21 protein-coding genes are annotated in these 20,850 nt (G+C 51.5%); 8 read left to right on the top strand and 13 right to left on the bottom strand.

Going from position 1 to position 20,850, the window contains the following annotated elements:
• Positions 1-13: 13 nt before the first annotated feature.
• From LX66_RS08290 to LX66_RS08310, 5 genes are all read right to left on the bottom strand, one after another.
• Positions 14-631 carry an ABC transporter ATP-binding protein gene (locus tag LX66_RS08290; protein ID WP_145711687.1) on the bottom strand — a complete coding sequence of 206 codons (618 nt, stop codon included), beginning with the start codon at positions 629-631 and terminating at the stop codon, positions 14-16.
• Positions 615-1,415 carry an acyl-ACP--UDP-N-acetylglucosamine O-acyltransferase gene (lpxA, locus tag LX66_RS08295; RefSeq protein WP_145711689.1) on the bottom strand — a complete coding sequence of 267 codons (801 nt, stop codon included), beginning with the start codon at positions 1,413-1,415 and terminating at the stop codon, positions 615-617. The genes LX66_RS08290 and lpxA overlap by 17 nt, the downstream gene beginning before the upstream one ends.
• Before the next feature lie 4 nt (positions 1,416-1,419).
• Complete coding sequence (locus LX66_RS08300) at positions 1,420-2,838, bottom strand: bifunctional UDP-3-O-[3-hydroxymyristoyl] N-acetylglucosamine deacetylase/3-hydroxyacyl-ACP dehydratase (RefSeq protein WP_145711692.1); 1,419 nt, start codon at positions 2,836-2,838, stop codon at positions 1,420-1,422.
• Positions 2,839-2,867: 29 nt separating this feature from the next.
• On the bottom strand, positions 2,868-3,917 hold the full coding sequence (gene lpxD / locus LX66_RS08305; RefSeq protein WP_145711694.1) for a UDP-3-O-(3-hydroxymyristoyl)glucosamine N-acyltransferase: 1,050 nt from the start codon (positions 3,915-3,917) through the stop codon (positions 2,868-2,870).
• 91 nt (positions 3,918-4,008) lie between these two features.
• On the bottom strand, positions 4,009-5,235 hold the full coding sequence (locus LX66_RS08310; protein ID WP_145711697.1) for an HD domain-containing protein: 1,227 nt from the start codon (positions 5,233-5,235) through the stop codon (positions 4,009-4,011).
• 313 nt (positions 5,236-5,548) lie between these two features.
• On the opposite strand from LX66_RS08310, the gene porX reads away from it, so the two are divergent.
• From porX to LX66_RS08350, 8 genes are all read left to right on the top strand, one after another.
• Positions 5,549-7,102, top strand: a complete 1,554-nt coding sequence (porX, locus tag LX66_RS08315) for a T9SS response regulator signal transducer PorX (protein WP_145711699.1) — start codon at positions 5,549-5,551, stop codon at positions 7,100-7,102.
• Between the two features lie 28 nt (positions 7,103-7,130).
• Positions 7,131-7,463 (top strand): hypothetical protein, encoded by a 333-nt coding sequence (locus LX66_RS08320; RefSeq protein ID WP_145711701.1) that lies wholly within the window; start codon positions 7,131-7,133, stop codon positions 7,461-7,463.
• Positions 7,464-7,465: 2 nt separating this feature from the next.
• Positions 7,466-8,254 carry an MBL fold metallo-hydrolase gene (locus LX66_RS08325; RefSeq protein ID WP_145711704.1) on the top strand — a complete coding sequence of 263 codons (789 nt, stop codon included), beginning with the start codon at positions 7,466-7,468 and terminating at the stop codon, positions 8,252-8,254.
• Between the two features lie 161 nt (positions 8,255-8,415).
• Entirely contained in the window at positions 8,416-9,165 is a 750-nt protein-coding gene (locus LX66_RS08330; RefSeq protein WP_145711706.1) for a ComEA family DNA-binding protein, read from the top strand.
• 24 nt (positions 9,166-9,189) lie between these two features.
• Positions 9,190-10,332 carry an acyl-CoA dehydrogenase family protein gene (locus tag LX66_RS08335; RefSeq protein ID WP_145711709.1) on the top strand — a complete coding sequence of 381 codons (1,143 nt, stop codon included), beginning with the start codon at positions 9,190-9,192 and terminating at the stop codon, positions 10,330-10,332.
• A gap of 78 nt (positions 10,333-10,410) precedes the next feature.
• Positions 10,411-10,728 carry a type II toxin-antitoxin system HigB family toxin gene (locus LX66_RS08340; RefSeq protein ID WP_145711711.1) on the top strand — a complete coding sequence of 106 codons (318 nt, stop codon included), beginning with the start codon at positions 10,411-10,413 and terminating at the stop codon, positions 10,726-10,728.
• Positions 10,706-11,065 (top strand): helix-turn-helix domain-containing protein, encoded by a 360-nt coding sequence (locus LX66_RS08345; protein ID WP_145711714.1) that lies wholly within the window; start codon positions 10,706-10,708, stop codon positions 11,063-11,065. The genes LX66_RS08340 and LX66_RS08345 overlap by 23 nt, the downstream gene beginning before the upstream one ends.
• Positions 11,066-11,176: 111 nt before the next feature.
• Complete coding sequence (locus LX66_RS08350) at positions 11,177-12,805, top strand: NADP-dependent glyceraldehyde-3-phosphate dehydrogenase (RefSeq protein WP_145711717.1); 1,629 nt, start codon at positions 11,177-11,179, stop codon at positions 12,803-12,805.
• Between the two features lie 255 nt (positions 12,806-13,060).
• On the opposite strand, the gene LX66_RS08355 is transcribed toward LX66_RS08350, so the two are convergent.
• The 8 genes from LX66_RS08355 to LX66_RS08390 form a co-directional block, all read right to left on the bottom strand.
• Positions 13,061-13,267 (bottom strand): hypothetical protein, encoded by a 207-nt coding sequence (locus LX66_RS08355; protein WP_145711720.1) that lies wholly within the window; start codon positions 13,265-13,267, stop codon positions 13,061-13,063.
• A 9-nt stretch (positions 13,268-13,276) separates the two neighbouring features.
• Positions 13,277-14,509 carry an ATP-dependent Clp protease ATP-binding subunit ClpX gene (clpX, locus tag LX66_RS08360; RefSeq protein ID WP_145711723.1) on the bottom strand — a complete coding sequence of 411 codons (1,233 nt, stop codon included), beginning with the start codon at positions 14,507-14,509 and terminating at the stop codon, positions 13,277-13,279.
• 182 nt (positions 14,510-14,691) lie between these two features.
• Positions 14,692-15,393, bottom strand: a complete 702-nt coding sequence (gene clpP, locus LX66_RS08365; RefSeq protein ID WP_145711726.1) for an ATP-dependent Clp endopeptidase proteolytic subunit ClpP — start codon at positions 15,391-15,393, stop codon at positions 14,692-14,694.
• Positions 15,383-16,765, bottom strand: a complete 1,383-nt coding sequence (gene tig, locus LX66_RS08370; RefSeq protein ID WP_145711730.1) for a trigger factor — start codon at positions 16,763-16,765, stop codon at positions 15,383-15,385. Before tig ends, clpP begins: the two co-directional genes overlap by 11 nt.
• A gap of 313 nt (positions 16,766-17,078) precedes the next feature.
• The gene (locus LX66_RS08375; RefSeq protein WP_145711733.1) at positions 17,079-17,522 is read right to left on the bottom strand and encodes a DUF2267 domain-containing protein; all 444 of its coding nucleotides are present in this window, start codon (positions 17,520-17,522) and stop codon (positions 17,079-17,081) included.
• 66 nt (positions 17,523-17,588) lie between these two features.
• Positions 17,589-17,813 (bottom strand): dodecin family protein, encoded by a 225-nt coding sequence (locus LX66_RS08380; protein ID WP_145711735.1) that lies wholly within the window; start codon positions 17,811-17,813, stop codon positions 17,589-17,591.
• A 109-nt stretch (positions 17,814-17,922) separates the two neighbouring features.
• Positions 17,923-19,437, bottom strand: coding sequence for a sulfatase family protein (locus LX66_RS08385; protein WP_211366068.1), 1,515 nt, complete (start codon positions 19,435-19,437; stop codon positions 17,923-17,925).
• Positions 19,438-19,458: 21 nt separating this feature from the next.
• Positions 19,459-20,835 (bottom strand): glucoamylase family protein, encoded by a 1,377-nt coding sequence (locus tag LX66_RS08390; protein WP_145711738.1) that lies wholly within the window; start codon positions 20,833-20,835, stop codon positions 19,459-19,461.
• Between the last annotated feature and the right edge of the window lie 15 nt (positions 20,836-20,850).

A 20,850-nucleotide genomic window follows, 5' to 3' on the forward strand; every position in this document is an offset into this window, starting at 1 on the left:
ATATTTTTCCTTTTTACTTATAATCAACTATGTTGATCCGCTCCGGGCACATATAATACTCCTGTTCGTCATTGGAGCTGACGATCAGCAGCCGGTTGCCGCAGTGGGCCTCGATGAGCTGCTGGTACAGTTGCACGCCGGCAGCATCCAGGTTGGTACAGGGCTCGTCCAGCAACAGCACAGGTACATCGGAAAAAATGGACAGGGCCAGCTTGATACGCTGTTTCATACCGGAGGAAAAATAGCGGATCTGCTTGTGCATGGCATGCTCCAACCCCGCTATACCAGCTATTTCCCGGGCAGTGAAACCTGGCAGGAAGGATTTGAACTGTAAATGGAACTGTATGCTTTCCGCCAGGGTAAACTCCTCTACCAGCTCCAGGTAGGGAGCCGCAATAGCGCAATAGCGGAAAAACGCATCGGGCTCGATGGGCTTTTCCGCTATGCTATAGTTAACGGTACCTTCATTGTGATGCAGGTGCCCGCTGATAACCTGTAATAAGGTGGATTTTCCAGATCCGTTAGGGCCCAGTATGGCATAGCGTCCGCCTTCCTGGAAAGTGAACGAGATACGGCGGAAGATCCAGTCGTAGTTAAAACGCTTGCCTGCCTGGTTAAGCGAGATCGTCATTGTTACGGGTGGTATATCCTTTCATCACACCCCGGCCGGACTCACGGATAAAGGAAAGGATCTCGTCACGCTCGTCAGTAGCCGGAAATTCCGCTTCAATGATACTGATCGCTTTGGACACGTTGTAGCCTTTCACAAATATCACGCGGTAAATGTCCAGGATGTGATTGATCTTGTCAATAGAGAAGCCGCGGCGCTTGAGCCCGATGGAATTGACGCCCACGTAGGAGAGGGGCTCACGGGCGGCTTTTACATAGGGCGGCACATCCTTGCGCACCAGCGAGCCGCCGGTTACAAAGGCGTGGTCGCCTATTTTACAGAACTGGTGTACGGCCACCATACCGGCCAGCACCACATGGTTGCCAACGGTGATGTGACCCGCCAGGGTGGTATTGTTGGAGAAAATACAGTGATCGCCTACTTCGCAGTCATGCGCAATATGGCAGTAGGCCATGATCAGGCAGTTGTTGCCGATCACGGTCTTCCAGCGGTCCCTGGTGCCACGGTTGATAGTCACGAACTCGCGGATGGTGGTGTTATCGCCTATTTCCACAGTGGTGTCCTCACCCGCAAATTTCAGGTCCTGCGGAATGGCGGAAATAACAGATCCCGGGAATATGCGGCAGTTCTTGCCGATACGGGCGCCTTCCATGATAGTAACGTTGGAGCCTATCCAGGTACCTTCCCCTATTTCTACGTTCTTATGTATAACGGTGAACGGATCAATTTTTACATTAGGCGCCACTTTGGCGTCGGGATGAATGTACGTTAGCGGGTGGATCATGCTGTTATTTGCCTCCTCTTGTTTTAATGATTTGTGCTACCAGGTCTGCCTCTGTTACTACTTTATTACCAACGAATACGGTACCCCGCATTTCTACTATACCTCTCCTGATGGGGCTGAGCAGCTCCATTTTCAGGATCATGGTATCTCCCGGTGTTACTTTCTGCTTGAATTTGCAGTTGTCTATTTTCAGGAAGTACGTATCATAGTTTTCAGGATCGGGCACGGTGTTTAGGGCCAGGATACCGCCTGCCTGTGCCAGCGCTTCAATCTGCAGCACGCCGGGCATTACCGGGTTACCGGGAAAATGCCCCTGGAAGAAATACTCGTTAAACGTTACATTCTTGATGCCTACCACCTGTGTATCGGAAAGGTCGATGATCTTGTCCACCAGCAGGAAGGGGTAGCGGTGGGGCAGCGTCCTTTCTATACGGCGCAGGTCAAATATCGCAGGCTGGTTGGGATCATAGATGGGAATATCCCGCGCATGCCTGTTCTTCTTGATATATTGTTTGATCTTTCTGGCAAATTCCACGTTGGAGGCATGGCCCGGGCGGTTGGCAATGATATGCGCCTTGATGGGGAAGCCTATCAGGTTCAGGTCGCCTACCACGTCCAGCAGCTTGTGCCGGGCCGGTTCATTGGGGTAGCGCAACTGTATGTTGTTCAGGATGCCTTCCCGCTGTACGGAGATGTTGTCGCGCTTGAAGGCCTTGGCCAGCCGCTGCAACTCCTCTTCCGTTACCGGGCGGTCTACCACCACGATGGCGTTGTTAATATCCCCGCCTTTGATGAGGTTGAGGGACAACTGGTATTCCAGCTCATGCAGGAAGCAGAAGGTACGGCTGCCGGCTATTTCCTTCCTGAACTCCTGCATGCCTTTGAGGTTGGCGTGCTGGGTGCCCAGTACGGGAGAGTTGAAATCTATCAGGCAGGTGATCCGGTAGTCTACCGCGGGCAGGGCCACCATTTCCACCTTCTTTACTTCATCGTAGTAGGAGATATTGGTATCCAGGGAGTAATAGATCTTTTTGGCGTCCTGTTCCTGTACGCCTGCTTCGTCTATTACTTCGATGAAAGGTTGGGAGCTGCCGTCCATAATGGGCACTTCGGGGCCGTTCAGCTCTATCAGTACATTGTCCACACCGGTGCCGGCCAGGGCCGCCATGATGTGCTCAATGGTGCTTACCCGGGCGCCGTTGTGCTCCAGGGTGGTGCTGCGGGTGGTGTCTACCACGTAGTCCACGTCCGCTTTCACGATCGGCTGTTCCGGCAGGTCTATACGTTGAAACTTGATACCGAACCCGGGAGGGGCCGGTTTCAGGGTCATATTTACTTGCGCTCCCGTGTGCAAACCAACACCTGAGATGGTTACTGGTCCTGTCAGCGTATGTTGGTTCTGCGACTCTTGATTTTCCATCATAATTTATAACTGTTTGTCTACTATGTCCTTCAAACGCCCTCTCGCTCCGAGAGGAGTTGTTTTACCATATCTTCCAGCTCCTTCACCCTTTTTTCAAGGTCCGGCAAATTTCTAAAAATTGCCTGACTTTTCAGTGAACTTTTATAATCGAACGCCGGGGAGCCGTTCAGGGAGGTGTTTGGGTCCGTGATGGACTTAGACAAACCGCTTTGTGCGTTTATTTTGGTATTATCTGCTATGTGTATGTGGCCTACCATGCCTACCTGCCCGCCTATTACGCAGTTCTGGCCTATTTTGGTGCTGCCGGACACCCCTGTCTGGGCGGCGATCACCGTATTGGTGCCGATATCCACGTTATGGGCCACCTGTATCAGGTTGTCCAGCTTTACGCCCTTGCGGATGATGGTGGAGCCCATGGTGGCGCGGTCTATGGTGGTATTGGCGCCTATTTCCACGTCGTCATGTATCACTACGTTACCTATCTGCGGCACTTTTTTGTAGGAGCCGTCCGGCTGGGGCGCGAAGCCAAAGCCGTCGCCGCCTATTACGCAGCCGGCGTGCAGTATTACCCGTCGGCCCAGCACGCAGTTATCATATACTTTTACGCCGGGGTAGATCACGGCGTCGTCATTCACGATCACGTTATCGCCCAGGTATACGCCGGGGTATACCTTTACATTGTTGCCCAGCACCACGTTCTCGCCCAGGTACGCAAATGCGCCTACGAAAACGTGCTCCCCCATTTTTACGGATGCGGGTATATGCGAGGGCTGCTGCACCCCGGTTTTGTTGCCCACCATTTGCTTGTATTTTTCCAGCAGCAGGGCAAAGCTGCTGTAAGCGTCCTTCACCCGTATCAGCGTGGGCTTTATGGGCCGCTCTATCACCAGGTTCTCATTTACAATAAGAATGGACGCCTGGGTGGTATATATGAACTCTTCATATTTAGGATTGGCAATAAAGCTGAGCATACCATCGCCGGCCTCTTCAATCTTGGCAATGTTGCTCACCTTAACTTCCGGGTTTCCCTCCAGCTTACCATCCAACATGGTAGCTAATTGTACTGCGCTAAACTGCATAGTTAAAATTTATAAAGTTACCTATTAGGCCCCCACCGGATTGTATAATTTTATTCTTTAACATTTTAATTCCTTATAAAACGTTGCTTACCTATATTTTTGGATGACAAATGTAGAATTTTTTTACGGGTATCGCCAACGTGTGGCTGATCAAAGCGTTGTCTATGGACGATATATCTTTCACTGTACCGTCCTTGAAAAGAATGTTAATTTTTTCATCTGCGATGTTGTACGCCCGCAGGCTGGCTGTTCCCGTAAAAACAAAATAATCCAGTTCTGTCTCCTTTACCCCCCATTGCTGTTTTACCTGCTCTTTCAGCAGGGCCACAGCATCCCCGGAAAAGACCTCATTACTGAGAATGCATTTAAATAATTTCCTGTTTATCAACCATTTGCATAGCAAGGATAACACTTTGTCCTCATGTTCGGCCCATACTTTTACGGCACCCATGATATCGTAGTCATCCAGCAGGCAAAACTGTTGCAGTGTATCCGGCTCCCGCTCAAAATTGTCGGCCGTAATAGTATGATACAGAAAGTATTGCAGCGCGGGAGAGGCAAACAGGCTGACTCCCTTCAGCGCCAGCTCCTTGGCCCGGCACAGGATCTTGACCAGCATATTCTCGGCACTGAGCACCGTTTTATGCAGGTACACCTGCCAATACATCAAGCGCCTTGCCACAATGAACTTTTCTATGGAATAAATACCTTTTTCCTCCACCATCAGTTCCCCGTTGTGCACTGTCAGCATCTTGATGATCCGGTCATAGCCGATCACGCCCTCCGATACCCCGGTATAAAAGCTGTCGCGGTTCAGGTAATCCATCCGGTCCACATCCAACTGGCTGGAAACCAACTGGTGCAGGAACTTCTTATGGTAGCGGTCATTAAAGATATCCAGCGTAAGGCTCAGCGCTCCTTTCATCTGCTGGTTCAGGTCCTCCATCAGCCAGCGCCCGATCGCTTCGTGCGATACCCCTTCCACAATATCCTTTTCCAGCGCGTGCGAGTAAGGCCCGTGACCTATATCATGCAGCAGGATGGCCATTTTGGCGGCCACTTCCTCCTCCCGGCTGATGTGTACCCCTTTTCCCTGCAGCTCCTGCAATGCCCAGCTCATTAAATGATAGGCGCCCATGCTATGGTGGAAGCGCGTATGCATGGCGCCCGGGTATACCAGGTGGGCCAGGGCCATTTGATGGATACGGCGTAACCGCTGATAGTACGGATGGGAAACAAGGTTAAAGATCAAAGGATGATCTATTGTTATGAAACCATATACCGGATCGTTGATGATCTTACGCTTGCGCTCCGTCATTGCATTAATCTCGCTTTAGCTATCTACAAAGCTACGCTTTCATCTGTATATATATATGTCTTTTTAATAAGTCAGATAGCACGCGTTCCGGTTTCAATCCGTAACTTTTTCTAATGTATAGACGTTTAACGAAGTAAATACCCCTATATGTTACACCAGTAAACGCTTGTTTTCTGTACTGTTGCATCTGTCTCCCCCGTTTTAACAAATAATTGAGATATCCGGGGAATGATTTTTGCCGGAAAATGGGGAACTTGTTCCTTTCGGCCTGTTTCCGCCGGTGTAACCATTCCTAATTTGTCAATTCTTTTACATGAGCCAAATAAATATACTCTGGGTAGATGATGAAATCGATTCACTGAAATCCCAAATACTTTTCCTGGAAAATAAAGGCTACAGGGTATCTGCCCTCACCAACGGGTACGATGCGCTGGAATTCCTGAAAGAGCAGGTAGTGGACGTGGTGCTGCTGGACGAGTCCATGCCCGGCATTACCGGCCTGGAAACCCTGGGCAAGATCAAGGAAATAGACCAGCAGATACCGGTGGTGATGATCACCAAGAACGAGGCGGAGAACGTGATGGACGACGCCATTGGCCGCCAGATCACCGATTACCTCATTAAACCGGTGAATCCCAATCAGGTATTACTTTCCTTAAAAAAGATCATTGACAATAAACGCCTGGTGGCGGAAAAAACTACCAGCGCCTACCAACAGGAGTTCCGTACCCTGTTCATGGCCCTCAGCTCCAACCAGGACCACCAGGAATGGATGGACACCTATAAAAAGCTGGTGTACTGGGAAATAGAGATGAGCAAGGCCAACAGCCCCGAGCTGCTGGAAGTGTTCAACACCCAGAAGGCGGAAGCCAATACAGAATTTGCAAAATTCATCAGCCGCAACTATGCGGACTGGGTGCATCCCAAATCAACCGACGCCCCGGTGATGTCACATACCCTGGTGCGGGATAAGCTGATCCCCAACCTGGACAGCGAGGTGCCTAACTTTTTCATCCTGATAGACAACCTGCGCTACGACCAGTGGAAGGCTATACAGCCGGTGTTCCAGGAGTCGTTCCGCCTGGTGGAGGAAGATACTTTTTACAGCATACTGCCTACCTCTACGCAATACAGCCGCAACGCCATTTTTGCCGGCATGCTGCCGGTAGATATTGAACGGCAATTCCCCGTGCAGTGGAAGAATGATGATGAAGAAGGCGGGAAGAACCTGTACGAAGAGGAATTTTTTGCCGCGCAGTTGAAACGGCTGAAGGTGGACGCCCGTTTTTCCTACACCAAGGTCATTAACCATAACGACGGGCAGCACCTGGTGAACAATATTCACAACCTGCTGGACTACCCGCTGAACGTGGTGGTGTACAATTTCGTGGATATGATGAGCCATGCCCGCACAGAAATGGAGGTGCTGAAAGAGCTGGCCGGCGATGAAACCTCCTACCGGTCCATCACCGCCAGTTGGTTTGAGCACTCCCCCCTGCACCAGGCCCTCAAGCGCCTGGCAGACCGGAAGATCAACCTCATTGTGGCGACGGACCATGGCAGCGTGCGGGTAAAAACGCCGGTAAAGGTGATCGGCGACAAGCAGACCACTACCAACCTGCGCTACAAGCACGGGCGCAACCTGAACTACGATCCCAAGGAGGTGCTGGCCTTTCGCGACCCGCGTGAGGCGGGACTGCCCAAGCCCAACGTAAACTCCTCGTATATCTTTGCCCGTGAAGACGGCTACCTGTGCTATCCCAACAACTACAATTACTTTGTGAACTATTACCGCAATACTTTCCAGCACGGCGGCATATCGCTGGAAGAAATGATCGTGCCGGTAGCCAGGCTGGTAAGTAAGTGATGTCCGCATTAATAGTTATTTTTGCAGGATGAACATTAAAATCACACCCGGCAACCTGTCCCGGCTGGAAAAGATCTTCGAGGAGGCAAAGTACGTGCTTCGCTTTGAGAAGGGCACCTTCAATTCCGGGTACTGCATACTGGAGCATAAGAAAGTGGTGGTGATCAACAAGTTCCTGAACCTGGAAGGGCGCATCAACACCCTGCTGGATATCCTTTCCTCCCTGCAACTGGACGCCACCCTGCTGAGCCCGGACTCCCTGAAGCTGTACAAGCAGGTGCAGGAGAACAGGAATGTTACAGATGCGGAAAACCCCGGTGGACAGGAACCTTTACCTCCCGCCAATGAAGAACCGGCATAAATATGAAGATCACTTTTCTCGGAACAGGCACATCGCAGGGAGTGCCGGTAATTGCCTGCAATTGCCGGGTTTGCACCTCTGCAGACCCAAAGGATAATCGTTTACGGAGCAGTATACTGGTAGAGACAGAGGTAGGCAATATTGTAGTGGACACCACGCCTGATTTCCGTTACCAGATGCTGCGCGCAAAGGTGCAGCACCTGGAAGCCGTGCTCATCACCCATTCCCATAAAGATCATATTGCCGGTATGGACGACATACGGGCCTTTAACTATTTCCAGCAAAAGCCTATTGATATCTACGCCACGGATTTTTCGCAGAACGTAATCATGCGGGAATTTGCCTACGCCTTTGCTGATTTCAAATATCCCGGCATACCGGAGCTGAACCTGCAAACCATTTCAGACGAGGCTTTCAGCGTAAAGGGCTTCCCCATTATGCCCGTACAGGTCATGCATTATAAAATGCCGGTGCTGGGCTTCCGCTTCGGCGATTTCACCTACATTACAGACGCCAACTTTGTAGCGGAGGAAGAGAAGGAAAAGATAAAAGGCTCGCAGGTGCTGGTGCTCAACGCCCTGCGCAGGGAAAAGCACATTTCGCATTTTACCCTGGATGAAGCCGTTGCCCTGGCGCAGGAGCTGAAAGTGCCGCAGGTGTACTTTACGCACATCAGCCACCAGATGGGGCGGCATGAGGAAGTATGCCGCGAGCTGCCGGCCGGCATGGCCCTGGCCTATGATGGACTGGAGTTAGAAATTCCAAATCCCAAAGTCCAAATTCCAAACTAGAAGGCGTTGTCCCAATTACCGCTTGCATTTCAGTATTATTGGAGGCCTGCCATCCCGTTTGGGATTTGGACTTTGGAATTCGGAATTTGGGATTTGGAATTTCCCATTAGTATTTGATTAACGCTGCCCAACTGCATTTCCGCCTAATTTGCCCCCTTTTTATGGACAGGCAACCCTTTCGCGCGTATTTCGAATTTACAAAACGGGAACGCACCGGCATCCTGGTGCTGTTATTGCTGACAGGTAGCTGCATAGGCCTGCCGCTGGCCTGGGAAGCCTATGCGCCGGTAAAGGTGGAAACGGACAGCGTATTCCTGGCGGATGTAGCGGCTTTCCGGCAGCAACTGGCAAAGGCAAAGGCGGCGGAAAGCGCATCGTTTACCGCCCGCCGTTACCGGGCCGGAAAAGCGCGGCCAGAGCGGGCGGGCGGGTACCAGCTTCCTTTTTACCGCGATAGCGTGCCCCGCCACAGGGAGTACCCGGCCTACAAACGGACCTGGCACGCCCGCAAGCCGGTGATCGTAGATATTAACCAAGCGGATTCCGCCGCCTGGGAGGCGCTGCCGGGCATCGGTCCCGTGCTGGCGGCCCGTATTGTGCGCTTCCGGGAGAAGCTGGGCGGCTTTCATGCCATTGCGCAGATAGCGGAAACCTACGGCTTGCCCGACAGCACATTTAAAAAAATTCAACCTTCCCTGCGCCTGGGTAGTGTTTCTCTAAAAAAACTGGATATCAATGAGATGGATGAGCAGTCTTTGGCAAAACATCCATACATACGTTATAAACTGGCCCGCCTGATCGTGAAGTACCGCAGTGTTCACGGGCCTTTCAGCCGGCCGGAGCAGTTGCAGAACATTCCATTGGTGGATGATAGTATTTATCGTAAACTTGAAAAATATATCAGCTTTTAGCTGCTAAACCTAAATTCCCCATTTATGAACTTTCAGCCTACGGAGATGCAACAACAGATTGCACAAATGATCCGCGATTTCGGAAAAACGCATATACAACCGCATGTAATGGAATGGGACGAAGCGCAGACCTTTCCCCTGCCCCTGTTCCGCCACTTGGGCGAGCTGGGCCTGATGGGCGTGCTGGTGCCCGGGCAGTACAAGGGCAGCGGCTTTGGTTATCCCGAGTATGTAACGGTAATAAGTGAGATCGCCCGTTTTTGCGGCGCCATAGGGCTCAGCGTGGCCGCTCATAATTCCCTGTGCACCGGCCATATCCTTCAATTCGGTAATGAAGAGCAGAAACAGAAATACCTTCCCAGGCTGGCCACGGCGGAGTGGATAGGCGCCTGGGGCCTTACCGAGCCCAATACCGGCTCCGATGCCATGAATATGAAATGCGTGGCAAAGCAGGAGGGCGATGAATGGGTGCTTAACGGCACCAAATGCTGGATCACGCATGGCAGAAGCTGCGATGTGGCCGTAGTGGTGGCCCGCACCGGCGAGGTGCGCGACAGCCACGGGATGACGGCCTTCGTGGTGGAAAAAGGCACGCCCGGTTTCAGCGGCGGAAAGAAGGAGAACAAGCTGGGCATGCGCGCCTCCGAAACCGCCGAAATGATATTTGACAACTGCCGCCTGCCTGCCGCCAACATGCTGGGCCAGGTGGGAGAGGGTTTCATACAGTCCATGAAGGTGCTGGATGGCGGCCGTATTTCCATTGCCGCCCTTTCGCTGGGCATTGCCAAAGGCGCTTACGATGCGGCGCTGCAATACGCCCAGGAGCGCCACCAGTTTGACCAGCCCATTGCCAGCTTCCAGGGCGTTTCCTTTAAGCTGGCGGATATGGCCACGCAGATAGCCGCCGCCGAGCTGCTCACCATGCAGGCTGCGGACCTGAAGCAACGTGGGCAGGTAGCCACCAAACAGGCCGCCATGGCCAAGTACTATGCCTCTGAAGTGGCCGTGAAGGTTGCCAATGACGCCGTGCAGATATTTGGCGGCTATGGCTATACGAAGGATTTTCCCGTGGAAAAATACTACCGCGACGCCAAGCTGTGCACCATTGGCGAAGGCACTTCCGAAATACAGAAAATAGTGATTGCAAGGGAAGCGATGCGGGGGTAATAAGTTGTCATACATTGGAAATATTTAATATTAAAAACAAATGTTACCAAATTGGTAACATTTGTTGTATATTTGCAAATGAGAGTTATTGCTGTAAAAACATTAAAGGAATATTGGAGGGAATTTCCGCACGCAGAACAATCATTGTTATCATGGTATGAAGAAGTGGATGCTGCCAATTGGAATAGCCCTAATGAATTGAAAGCCCAATATCGGAACGCTTCTATTCTGACTGATAAAAGAGTTGTGTTCAATATTCATGGAAATGCTTACCGGTTAATAGTGGATATTGAATACCGACTGAAAATAGTATTTGTAGTGTGGTTTGGTACACATTCTCAATATGACAAAGTAGATGCAAAAAAAGTAAGTTATGTTAAAACCAATAAAGAATAATCAACAATACGAAGATGCACTGGCCCGCACTTACGCGCTGATGCAAAAAGATATTATACCAGATTCAAAGGAATCCGATGAACTGGAAATCCTCTCTATTCTGATCAAGGAATATGAAAATGAGCATTATCCTGTTCCCAAGCCGAATCCTATAGAAGCTATTAAATTCCGGTTGGAGCAAATGAACATGTCGGAAGCGGAGCTATCAGAAGTTTTAGGGTATCGTTCCAGAAAATCAGAGATACTTTCAGGAAAAAGAAAATTGAATCTGGCTATGATCCGTAAGCTTACAGAAAAGTTACATATTCCGGCGGACGTATTAATACAAGCGTATTAACTTGATTTACTTAAGCTAGTAATTAACAATTAATAATTATTCGCAGCACTATTGTTTCAATGAAATACTTGTGTTACGTTTATTATTTATTATTAATTGCTTTAGATTCCCATGAGTTTTGAAGAACAATTAGAACAGCTTTTCCCGGCCACCGCGGATGAGGTGCCGGAGGAATACCGCCTGCCGGAGGAAATTCACCAGCGCGAATACCTGTCCGGTGGTGAAATGAGATCCTGGAACGGTGACGTGCACACCGTTGTTTCTCCCATTGGTATCCGCACAGCCAATGGCCTGGAACGAAAGGTGATTGGCTCCTACCCGCTGTGCAGCGCAAAGGAAGCCATGGCTTCCCTGGACGATGCGCTGGCCGCTTACAACGATGGCCGCGGCGTATGGCCTACCATGCCGGTGTCCGAAAGAATTGCCTGCGTGGAGAAATTCACCGGCAAAATGATAGCGCAAAAGGCCGAAGTGGTGAAGCTCATCATGTGGGAGATCGGCAAGTCCTATGCAGATTCCGTGAAGGAATTTGACCGCACGGTGGAGTACATACACGCTACCATAGACGCATTGAAGGACCTGGACCGCAACTCTTCCCGCTTTGAGATACAGCAGGGCATCATCGGCCAGATTCGGCGTTCCCCCCTGGGCGTAGTGCTGTGCATGGGGCCTTTCAACTACCCGCTGAACGAAACCTTTACCACCCTGATACCGGCCCTCATTATGGGCAATACTTTACTGTTCAAACCTCCCAAGCACGGTACGCTGCTGCATTACCCGCTGCTGGAGGCTTTCCGTAGCTGCTTTCCCAGGGGCGTGGTCAATACCATTTACGGGCGCGGCAACGTGATCATCCAGCCGCTGATGGAATCCGGTAAAATAAACGTGCTTACGCTGATCGGCTCCAGCAAGGTGGCCAACCAGCTCAAGAAAATGCACCCCAAGGTAAACCGCCTGCGCGCCATCCTGGGCCTGGACGCCAAGAACGCCGCCATTGTTACCGATAAAGCGGATATTGACCTGGCGGTGAAAGAATGCGTGCTGGGCTCTCTTTCGTTCAACGGCCAGCGTTGCACGGCGCTGAAGATCATTTTTGTGCAGCGCCGCATTGCCCAGGTGTTCCTGGATAAGCTGAGTGAAGCGGTAGGCAAACTGAAAGTAGGCATGCCCTGGGAAAAGGATGTATTCCTCACCCCTTTGCCGGAGCCGCAAAAGCCCAAATACCTGAAAAGCTGCCTGGAGGACGCCATTGCCAACGGTGCTACGGTGATCAACCCGCATGGCGGCGCCGCTTACGAATCGCTGGTGTTCCCGGCTATTGTATATCCGGTGAATGACCGCATGAAGCTGTACCACGAAGAGCAGTTCGGCCCCGTAATACCTGTATTGCCCTTTGACGATATCAATACGCCGATAGAATACCTGATCCATTCCGAGCACGGGCAGCAGGTAAGCCTGTTCACCAACAATGCTTCCGAGCTGGCCTCGCTGATAGACCCGCTGGTGAACCAGGTGAGCCGGGTGAATATCAACTGCCAGTGCCAGCGCGGGCCGGACACTTTCCCCTTCACCGGGCGTAAGGACAGCGCGGAAGCCACCTTAAGCGTGCCGGATGCGCTGCGGGCGTTCTCTATCCGCTCCATGGTGGCCACCAAACAAACGGAAGAGAACAAAGCGCTGATCAACAGGATCGTGAGTGAGCAGACATCCAACTTCCTGTCAACAAAGTATATATTCTAAAGCCCTATAATGTAAAAAAAGAGATCGTGGGTTACCGGTGGTGGGTTTTGACAAAAAAATGAATATTAACCCTTTTGTGTGATGGAAATTTGAAAAAGGAATGTTAAATTTGGGTTAAGTCAATCACTCTTTACCTTTTATCAACCTAAACCCAAAAAACACACGATTGAAACACCTTTACGCAATCGAAAAAGCATCCTGCTGAAACAGGATGCTTTTTTATTTGTGTGTTATTTTATACCTCGTTTTAGCCGCTTATCCGTCCAGGAAATCATCAGAAGGTTGCGGATTTTTAGGCGGCTGTTCCTGCCCGTCTATGCCCGCAAACCATTTGTCTACCGTTTCACCGATAAAGGGCGGCACTTTGCTTTTTACAAATTCCCGCACCACTTCAATGGCTTTGGTGGCCTGTTCTGCGTTCAGTCCTGCCTTTTCCTGGAGTTGTTGGATCAGTTCCTGCATATTAACGGATTAAGCTACTTTCAGTTTAGTTAATGTAGACTGTTCCAGTCTTTCCTGGGCATATGCCTTGGTGAGCAGGAACACTTTTTCCTCTGTAGAGGGCAGGTGGAACATGGCGTCGCTCATCACCACTTCACAGATGGAGCGAAGGCCGCGCGCACCCAGCTTGAATTCCGTGGCCTTGTCCACGATATAATCAATGGCTTCAGCGTCTATGCTCAGGTCTATGCCTTCCACCTTGAACAGCTTTTGGTATTGCTTGATCAGGGCATTCCTGGGCTGGGTGAGGATGGCTTTCAGCGCATCCCGGTCCAGGGAGTTCAGGTAGGTCACCACGGGCAGGCGGCCCAGCAGCTCTGGAATAAGGCCGAAGGCTTTCAGGTCCTGCGAGTTTACATAGCGCAGGATGTGTTTCTTGTTCTCTTCTTCCCGCTCCTTGTCCACTGTAAAGCCGATGGAATGGGTTTGCACCCTTCTGCTGATGATCTTGTCCACGCCGTCAAAAGCGCCGCCGCAGATGAAGAGGATATTCTGGGTATTTACCTTGATCAGCTTCTGCTCCGGGTGCTTGCGGCCGCCCTGCGGTGGCACCAGCACCTCGGTGCCTTCCAGCAGCTTCAGCAGGCCCTGCTGTACGCCTTCGCCGCTCACATCGCGGGTAATGGAAGGATTGTCACTCTTGCGGGCTATCTTGTCGATCTCGTCTATATAAACAATGCCTCTTTCGGCAGCTTCCACATCATAGTTACAAACCTGCAGCAGGCGGGTCAGGATGCTTTCCACATCTTCGCCCACATAGCCGGCCTCGGTAAATACGGTTGCGTCCACAATAGTGAAGGGCACGTTCAGCAGCTTGGCAATGGATTTGGCCAGCAGGGTTTTGCCCGTACCGGTCTCGCCTACCATTACGATGTTGGATTTTTCTATTTCCACCTCGTCTTCCCCGATCTGCTGGTTCAGGCGCTTGTAGTGGTTGTACACCGCCACGGCCAGTATCTTCTTCGCATCGTCCTGGCCTATCACGTATTCATCCAGGAAGCGCTTGATCTCCACGGGCTTGGCCACCTTGGGCACAAAATGGGAGGGGGCTTTCTTGCTGTGCTGGAACAGCTCCTGTTCTATGATCTCCTGGGCATTTGCCACACAGTTTTCGCAAATGTGGCCTTCTGCGCCGGCAATCAGTATCTGTACCTCGTCTTTGGAACGGTTACAGAAGGAACAGCGTATTTTGGATTCTTTCATCTGTTAATATTAATGATATTTATTTCACAGTTGACTTTTGGTCCCGTTTCATGTCGGATGGGATATGAAGCCTATGCTAGCGTGAGCCTACAAAGTTAGGTAAAATAGGAAAAAAGGAGAAACGGAGAAAGGGGGCTTCCCTTCCTCCGTTTCATCCTATATTGGAAATAGGCTGCCGCGTGTTATTGCGGGTTATTTTCCTGTTTCTTCCTCGGGTTCCGGTCCAGCACGTCGTCAATAATGCCGTATTCCTTGGCTTCATCGGCCGTCATCCAGTAGTCGCGGTCAGAGTCTTTCTCCACTTTTTTGAACGGCTGTCCGCAGTGGGTGGCAATGATCTCGTTCAACTCCTTTTTCAGCTTCACAAATTCGCGGGCGGTGATCTCGATATCGGAGGTCTGGCCCTCAGCGCCGCCGTGGGGCTGGTGGATCATTACGCGGGCGTGCTTCAGGGCGGTGCGTTTGCCCTTTACGCCGGCTACCAGCAGCACTGCGCCGAAGGAGGCGGCCATACCGGTACAGATAGTGGCTACATCCGGGGCAATGATCTGCATGGTGTCATATATACCTAAACCTGCATAAACACTACCGCCGGGGCTGTTAATGTACATTTGCACATCACGGGTGCGGTCTGTTGATTCCAGGAACAGGAGCTGGGCGGTCACCACATTCGCTACATAGTCATTGATCGGGTCGCCCAGGAATATGATACGGTCCATCATCAGGCGGGAGAACACGTCCATGGTAGCCACGTTCATCGGTCGCTCCTCGATAATGTAGGGCGTCAGTGAATTGATCTGATGACGGGCATAGCTATCTACTACCAGGCTGCTGATTCCGCGATGCTGGATCGCATATTTTCTGAATTCGTTATTAATGTTCATGATGGTGATGTTTATGAGGTAATTTAGCAAATTCTTCGGCTGTTATTTCCTCTTCCTTCAGTTCCACCTTGGTTTCCGCCCAATCAAACAGTTTCTGCGTAACCATTTCGCGATAGGTCTGATCCACAAATTTTTCATCCTGCATCAGGCGGTCCAGGTAGCTGTCCAGCCATTCTGCTCCGTCCAGGGCGGCGCCGGCGCCGTAGTAGCCCAGCAATTTCTGCTTGGCGCCTTCTCTCAGCTCCTCGAAGGATACTTCCAGTTTATTATCGCGGATCAGTTTGTCGCTAATGAGCGTCCACCTTAGCTGGTGGTCAAAGTTGGGATATTCTTTTTCGGCTTCCTCGGCAGTTTTCGGTTTTTCACTGCCGGTTTGCAGCCAGCGTTTCAGGAAATCTTTGGGCAGTTCCATGGGCGTTTCGTGCACCAGCACCTCAAACAGGTCGTTGTGCAGGCGATTACGGCTTTCGGTATCCCAGTATTTCTCTATCTCTTCTTTCAGTTTGGCGCGGAAAGCCTCCTCGGTAGTGATCTCTTCGTTGGGATAGATCTCCTTGAAGAAGTCTTCGTTCAGCTCGCGCTTTTCGATCAGGCCCACTTTGGTAATGGTAAGCCTGAAGTATTTTTTGGCAGCTTCCTGGTCATCTTCTGCAAAGCCCAGGTCTTTAAGTATCCAGGCCAGCCTTTCGGGGTCAAAGGAATCAGCCAGTTGGAACACGATGCTGTCGTCTTTTTTCCGGCCTTTCAACTGCTCCTGCAGGGCGGGGGAGAAGTATTTCAGCAGCAGGGAATTGTCCTTTTTAATGCCGCCTTCTATCACATTGCCTTCCGCGTCGGTCTCCTCGAACTCCACGTTCAGCACATTATCCTCATTATCAATGGCTTCCGGCTCGGTCATGTTGCCGCCTTTGAGCTGCAGGCGCTGCACTTCTTCGTCCACCTCTTTATCGGTAGCCTTTATTTTATAGCGGGTCAGGGTGGTTTTGCCGGATTCCAGCGGGGATACTTCAAAAGCGGGTTTCAGCCCTACTTCAAAATCAAAGGCGTATTCTTCGGGTTTGCTATAGTCCAGTTGCTTGGATTCCTTGTCCAGGGAGAGGGGTTGGGCAAAAATGTCCAGTTTTTCGTTCTGGAGGTAGCCCATCAGTTCTTTTTCCACGGTTTTCAGCACTTCATCTGCAAAAAGCGCCTGGCCATGCATCTTTTTTACCATACCAGCCGGCACCATTCCTTTGCGGAAGCCGGGTATATTAGCGGCCTTGCTGAATTGCTTTACCGCTTTGTCAAAATTAGGAAGGTAATCTTCCTGGTTCACTTTCACAGTGATCTTATCATTCAATAAACCGATGTTTTCTCTGGTAACGGTTGCCATAATTAATTAATAAAAATGTTCAGTATGAAGCAATAATGATTCCTCGTTTGATTTTCTGCCATGAAGTCACAAAAGCACGAAGGAATGGCAGTCGGGAAAGGAATAACCTGTGACTCAGCGCCTTTATGACAAATATGTATTAAAAAAAATGGTAATAAACTACCGCAGTTTTTACCGAAGCGCGAAGATAGTGCGTTTAGACGAAGTTTGATTGCAAATTATTTGCAAAATTTTCCGGGGCGGGAAAGGGCAAAAGGAAAGGCCGGCAGGCCATGCGCCTGCCGGCTTTTATCTCCATCGGCAGGTAATGCCTTTATACGTTTTTGGCCGGGGCCAGCCATAGCTCGGACAGCTCGCCCGGGAACTGGTTCAGCACATCCATGATCTCGCCGGCGCTTACATGGCGCTGGAGCACACCCAGCACGATCTTTACATGCGTCTTGGCCGTTTCATCGTTGCCAAAATCCCGGGGCGCCGCCATTTCATCTTTGGAGCGCAGGCATGCCAGGAAGGCGTCCATGGAGCGGATCCTGTTCTTTGCCTGGAAATTCCAGCCATCAATATACACGGCTTTGAGCATGAGCGGCAACTGGGCGATCAGGTGCGCAGACTCCTCCGGCGTCAGTATTTCCCGCAGGGTGCGAAACACCGCTTTCATGACCCGGTAAGCCTGGTCGGTATCCTGGTTAGGCCCCAGTTCCATGGCGATCTCCTTTACAAAGCTGTTGGCTTCGGGAGCATATTTCTCAAAGTTCATGACAATAAAATTTTACTGGGTTTCAAAATCCTCTGATTGGGTATAAAGCGCCATAAGCGGGCCGGGCTAATGCTTTTGCGCCCTTTCCTGCTCATCCAGCCGGAAGGACACTTTACAGATCAACCCGTAGGTGGTGATCTTCCCGTCCTTTACGTGCACCTTAATGTCCTTTACAAACACAGAATCAATATTGTGAATAGTCCTGGATGCCTCTGCCACAGCGTTTTGTATGGCGTCCTCAATACCTTTTTCAGACGATGCAATCAGCTCAATTACTTTTACGATAGCCATTTTTGAACGTTTTTCAGGTGAATGAATATGGTTTTGTAGCCAGTATTTTTGCACAATTACTGTACCCACCTGCAGTACGCATAGGAACAGCTATTAAAAAAAGGGAACATTAATATGTTCCCCTGTATAAGTTGTCGAATCTTGTGCCTGCCGGCTTTTTTAGTGGTATCAGTAGTCCCCTGGTGCTGTCCAGCCAGTTAAACAAAGCGCTTCGCAGCTCCTTGCCGGTTTGCTCGTATGCTTTGTTGCGGATCAGGTTATTCATTTCGTAAGGATCTTTCTCCATGTCATACAGCTCATTGATATCCCATAGCCCGTGATTGTAGATGTACTTGTATTTGCCGGTGCGCACGGCAAATATGGTGGGCGTTTGCGGGAAAGCAGCCTCCCAGTAGTATTCATAGAACACTTTGTCGCGCCAGGGGGCCTGGTGGCCGCGCAGCAGCTCCGTGAAGGATTGCCCCTGCATCTGCGCCGGTTTGGGAATACCTGCCAGGTCCAGGAAGGTAGGCGCGATGTCAATGTTCATAATGATCTCGGGTATCCGGGTGCCGGCTTTTACCAGTCCCGGCGCCCAGCACAGCAGCGGCACGCGCATGGACTCTTCATAGGCGTGCCGTTTGTCTATCAGGCCATGCTCGCCAAAGGAAAAGCCATTGTCGCCCATGTACACCACCATCGTGTTTTCTTCCAGGCCCTGTTCCTTTACCCAGTCCAGCACTCTTTCCACGCTTTCATCCACGGCCTGCAGGGTTTCCAGGTAACGGCGGTAGAAGTCGTCAAAAACAATGGTGCCATGGTACATGTAGTCCACGCCATGCCAACTGTAGCGCTGGCGGCGCACCCATTGCGGAATATCGCGGTAATTGACGGGCGTGGCCGGGGCGGTGTGCGTACCAAAGGACTTGCTGCTGTCCGTTACCGTGAGGTACATGGAAGGCGGGCATACAATGGGAATGTTGGCGTACTTGCCTTCATGCCGTTTGGCCGGCTTAAATTCGGCATGCACGCCTTTATGGGACAGGTATACGAAGAACGGCTTTTGCTTGTTGCGTTTGTTCAGCCATTCAATGGTGTGCGCTGTCAGCAGGTCCGTAGTATAGCTGCCTTCCGGCTGCTTGATCCGTTTGCCGTCAATGTTGAGCACCGGGTTGTAATAGGTGCCCTGGCCCTGGAAGCTCTCCCAGTGGTCAAAGCCGGGTTGCGGCTGATCGCCGGTATTCCCCATGTGCCATTTGCCAAAAAAGGCGGTCTGGTATCCCTGCTTTTGCATGTACTGCGGGAAGAACACGAGGTTGTCCGGCATGGGAGAATCATTGTCCACCACGGTATGGGTATGCGCATACTGCCCGGTCAGGATAGAGGCGCGGCTGGGCGAGCAAAGTGCGGTGGACACGAAGGCGTTCCGCAGGTGCGCGCCTTCCCGCGCCATGCGGTCCATACCGGGGGTTTGCAGTCCTTCAATGGTGTGCATGAAGCCCATGGCATCATACCGGTGATCGTCCGACAGGATAAAAATGATGTTCATGGGTGCCTTTTTCCCCTGCTGCGCCAGTAAGGGGAGGGCGGGTAAAAGCATGACTGCTGCCAGCAGCCATGCCCGGTGTTTCATAACTTTTCGCATGTCGTAATTCCTGTATTTCGGTTATTTCAAATGCGGGCTTTCAAACCCCAGTTTTTTCAGGCCGGCCTGTATTTCCGGGCAGCTCATGAACAGGTTCCAGAGCAACCCGGTACGGTGATTCTCCATCATCACCACGATAGGGCCCTGGTCAATGGCCAGGTAGCGCTGCGGATACCAGTTGTCCGTTTCGCTGAAGGCATCGTAAAACCCGTAGGGGCCCCAAACTTTATCCCGCAGTGTTTCATACCAGTGGCGCATGGCCTGTTGGGAGTATTCCGGTGTGTAGGGCATGGATGAAAGGGCGGCGGTGGGCGAGATCACGCCGCGGTCCCGCTTGGGACCGGGCGCATGGCCGGCATATCCCTTTACGGAGTAGCTGGAAGTAAGGCCCCAGCTTTCCGGGCCATAGCCTTTGAAGCCGTTCGGGTTTTCCACGCACCAGGCCCGGTTGATGAGGGTCTGGTTGGTGTTCTCCTCCCAGTAGTTGGCATACCTGTCCTTCAGCCCGCGCGGGTCCAGGCCCAGGTAGGAATAGTGCGCCCAGAACAGGGGACCGCCGTATTCCTCCGCCCCATTGTGCTTCAGGTGCAGCGTGTAGCCGAACTGGGTAGTGGTGGCATTGATAGCGCCGTTCCTGGCCCAACCTTCGTGGTATACGGCAGCGGGCACGCCGTGCGTGGGAGAGGAGGCGGCCAGTACGTACATGATGAGGCATTCATTATAACCCTGTACCGGGAAATTCATGGCCCAGGCATGATCCGGGCTCCAGTGCCAGTACAGCACGTTTTTACCGTTGCGGTACCAGTTAAAGTCCACCTCCTTCCAAAGCTTGTCTATCCTGGCCGCCAGCTCCTTTTCTTCCGCGTTGCCGTCCCGGAAATATTGTCTTACGCACAGCAGCCCCTGTAACATGAAAGAGGTTTCCACCAGGTCGCCGCCGTTGTCTTTAGGGCTGAACGGTTTTACCTTGCCGGTTTCCCCGTTCCACCAGTGCGGCCATGCGCCGTGAAAGCGGTCGGACGTTTCCAGGAAGCGCACTATTTTATCCAGGCGCTGCCGGCCTTCTTCGCGGGTAATGAAGCCGCGCTCAATGCCCACGAGGATCGCCATTACGCCAAAGCCGCCTCCGCCGGATGTGACGATGTGCTTGTCATTTTGCGGGTACTCGCCATCTACGTGAAAGCGCTCGCGGGCCAGGCCGCTGTTCGGTTCCGCCCCGTCCCAGAAGTACTGGAAAGTGCGTTCCTGCACCAGCGTGTACAGGGAATCCGTGCTGATGGAATCGGTGGCTTGTTCCTGCTGATCTGTTTGTTCAGCCGTTTGCTGCTGGTTGCAGGAGAATAATACCGGCAACAGCAGCGCAGTCATAAGCATGGTCGGAAAAATGTGTTTCTGCATTATGTAGTCAGGTGT

It is taken from the genome of Chitinophaga japonensis, assembly GCF_007830125.1.
In the GTDB taxonomy this organism is placed as follows: Bacteria; Bacteroidota; Bacteroidia; order Chitinophagales; family Chitinophagaceae; genus Chitinophaga; species Chitinophaga japonensis.

What these genes read in the sequence shown, in the direction of transcription:
- LX66_RS08290 (WP_145711687.1), bottom strand. Translation starts at nt 631, where the DNA reads ATGACGATCTCGCTTAACCAGGCAGGCAAGCGTTTTAACTACGACTGG.
- lpxA (WP_145711689.1), bottom strand. Translation starts at nt 1,415, where the DNA reads ATGATCCACCCGCTAACGTACATTCATCCCGACGCCAAAGTGGCGCCT.
- LX66_RS08300 (WP_145711692.1), bottom strand. Translation starts at nt 2,838, where the DNA reads ATGATGGAAAATCAAGAGTCGCAGAACCAACATACGCTGACAGGACCA.
- lpxD (WP_145711694.1), bottom strand. Translation starts at nt 3,917, where the DNA reads ATGCAGTTTAGCGCAGTACAATTAGCTACCATGTTGGATGGTAAGCTG.
- LX66_RS08310 (WP_145711697.1), bottom strand. Translation starts at nt 5,235, where the DNA reads ATGACGGAGCGCAAGCGTAAGATCATCAACGATCCGGTATATGGTTTC.
- porX (WP_145711699.1), top strand. Translation starts at nt 5,549, where the DNA reads ATGAGCCAAATAAATATACTCTGGGTAGATGATGAAATCGATTCACTG.
- LX66_RS08320 (WP_145711701.1), top strand. Translation starts at nt 7,131, where the DNA reads ATGAACATTAAAATCACACCCGGCAACCTGTCCCGGCTGGAAAAGATC.
- LX66_RS08325 (WP_145711704.1), top strand. Translation starts at nt 7,466, where the DNA reads ATGAAGATCACTTTTCTCGGAACAGGCACATCGCAGGGAGTGCCGGTA.
- LX66_RS08330 (WP_145711706.1), top strand. Translation starts at nt 8,416, where the DNA reads ATGGACAGGCAACCCTTTCGCGCGTATTTCGAATTTACAAAACGGGAA.
- LX66_RS08335 (WP_145711709.1), top strand. Translation starts at nt 9,190, where the DNA reads ATGAACTTTCAGCCTACGGAGATGCAACAACAGATTGCACAAATGATC.
- LX66_RS08340 (WP_145711711.1), top strand. Translation starts at nt 10,411, where the DNA reads ATGAGAGTTATTGCTGTAAAAACATTAAAGGAATATTGGAGGGAATTT.
- LX66_RS08345 (WP_145711714.1), top strand. Translation starts at nt 10,706, where the DNA reads ATGTTAAAACCAATAAAGAATAATCAACAATACGAAGATGCACTGGCC.
- LX66_RS08350 (WP_145711717.1), top strand. Translation starts at nt 11,177, where the DNA reads ATGAGTTTTGAAGAACAATTAGAACAGCTTTTCCCGGCCACCGCGGAT.
- LX66_RS08355 (WP_145711720.1), bottom strand. Translation starts at nt 13,267, where the DNA reads ATGCAGGAACTGATCCAACAACTCCAGGAAAAGGCAGGACTGAACGCA.
- clpX (WP_145711723.1), bottom strand. Translation starts at nt 14,509, where the DNA reads ATGAAAGAATCCAAAATACGCTGTTCCTTCTGTAACCGTTCCAAAGAC.
- clpP (WP_145711726.1), bottom strand. Translation starts at nt 15,393, where the DNA reads ATGAACATTAATAACGAATTCAGAAAATATGCGATCCAGCATCGCGGA.
- tig (WP_145711730.1), bottom strand. Translation starts at nt 16,765, where the DNA reads ATGGCAACCGTTACCAGAGAAAACATCGGTTTATTGAATGATAAGATC.
- LX66_RS08375 (WP_145711733.1), bottom strand. Translation starts at nt 17,522, where the DNA reads ATGAACTTTGAGAAATATGCTCCCGAAGCCAACAGCTTTGTAAAGGAG.
- LX66_RS08380 (WP_145711735.1), bottom strand. Translation starts at nt 17,813, where the DNA reads ATGGCTATCGTAAAAGTAATTGAGCTGATTGCATCGTCTGAAAAAGGT.
- LX66_RS08385 (WP_211366068.1), bottom strand. Translation starts at nt 19,437, where the DNA reads ATGCGAAAAGTTATGAAACACCGGGCATGGCTGCTGGCAGCAGTCATG.
- LX66_RS08390 (WP_145711738.1), bottom strand. Translation starts at nt 20,835, where the DNA reads ATGCAGAAACACATTTTTCCGACCATGCTTATGACTGCGCTGCTGTTG.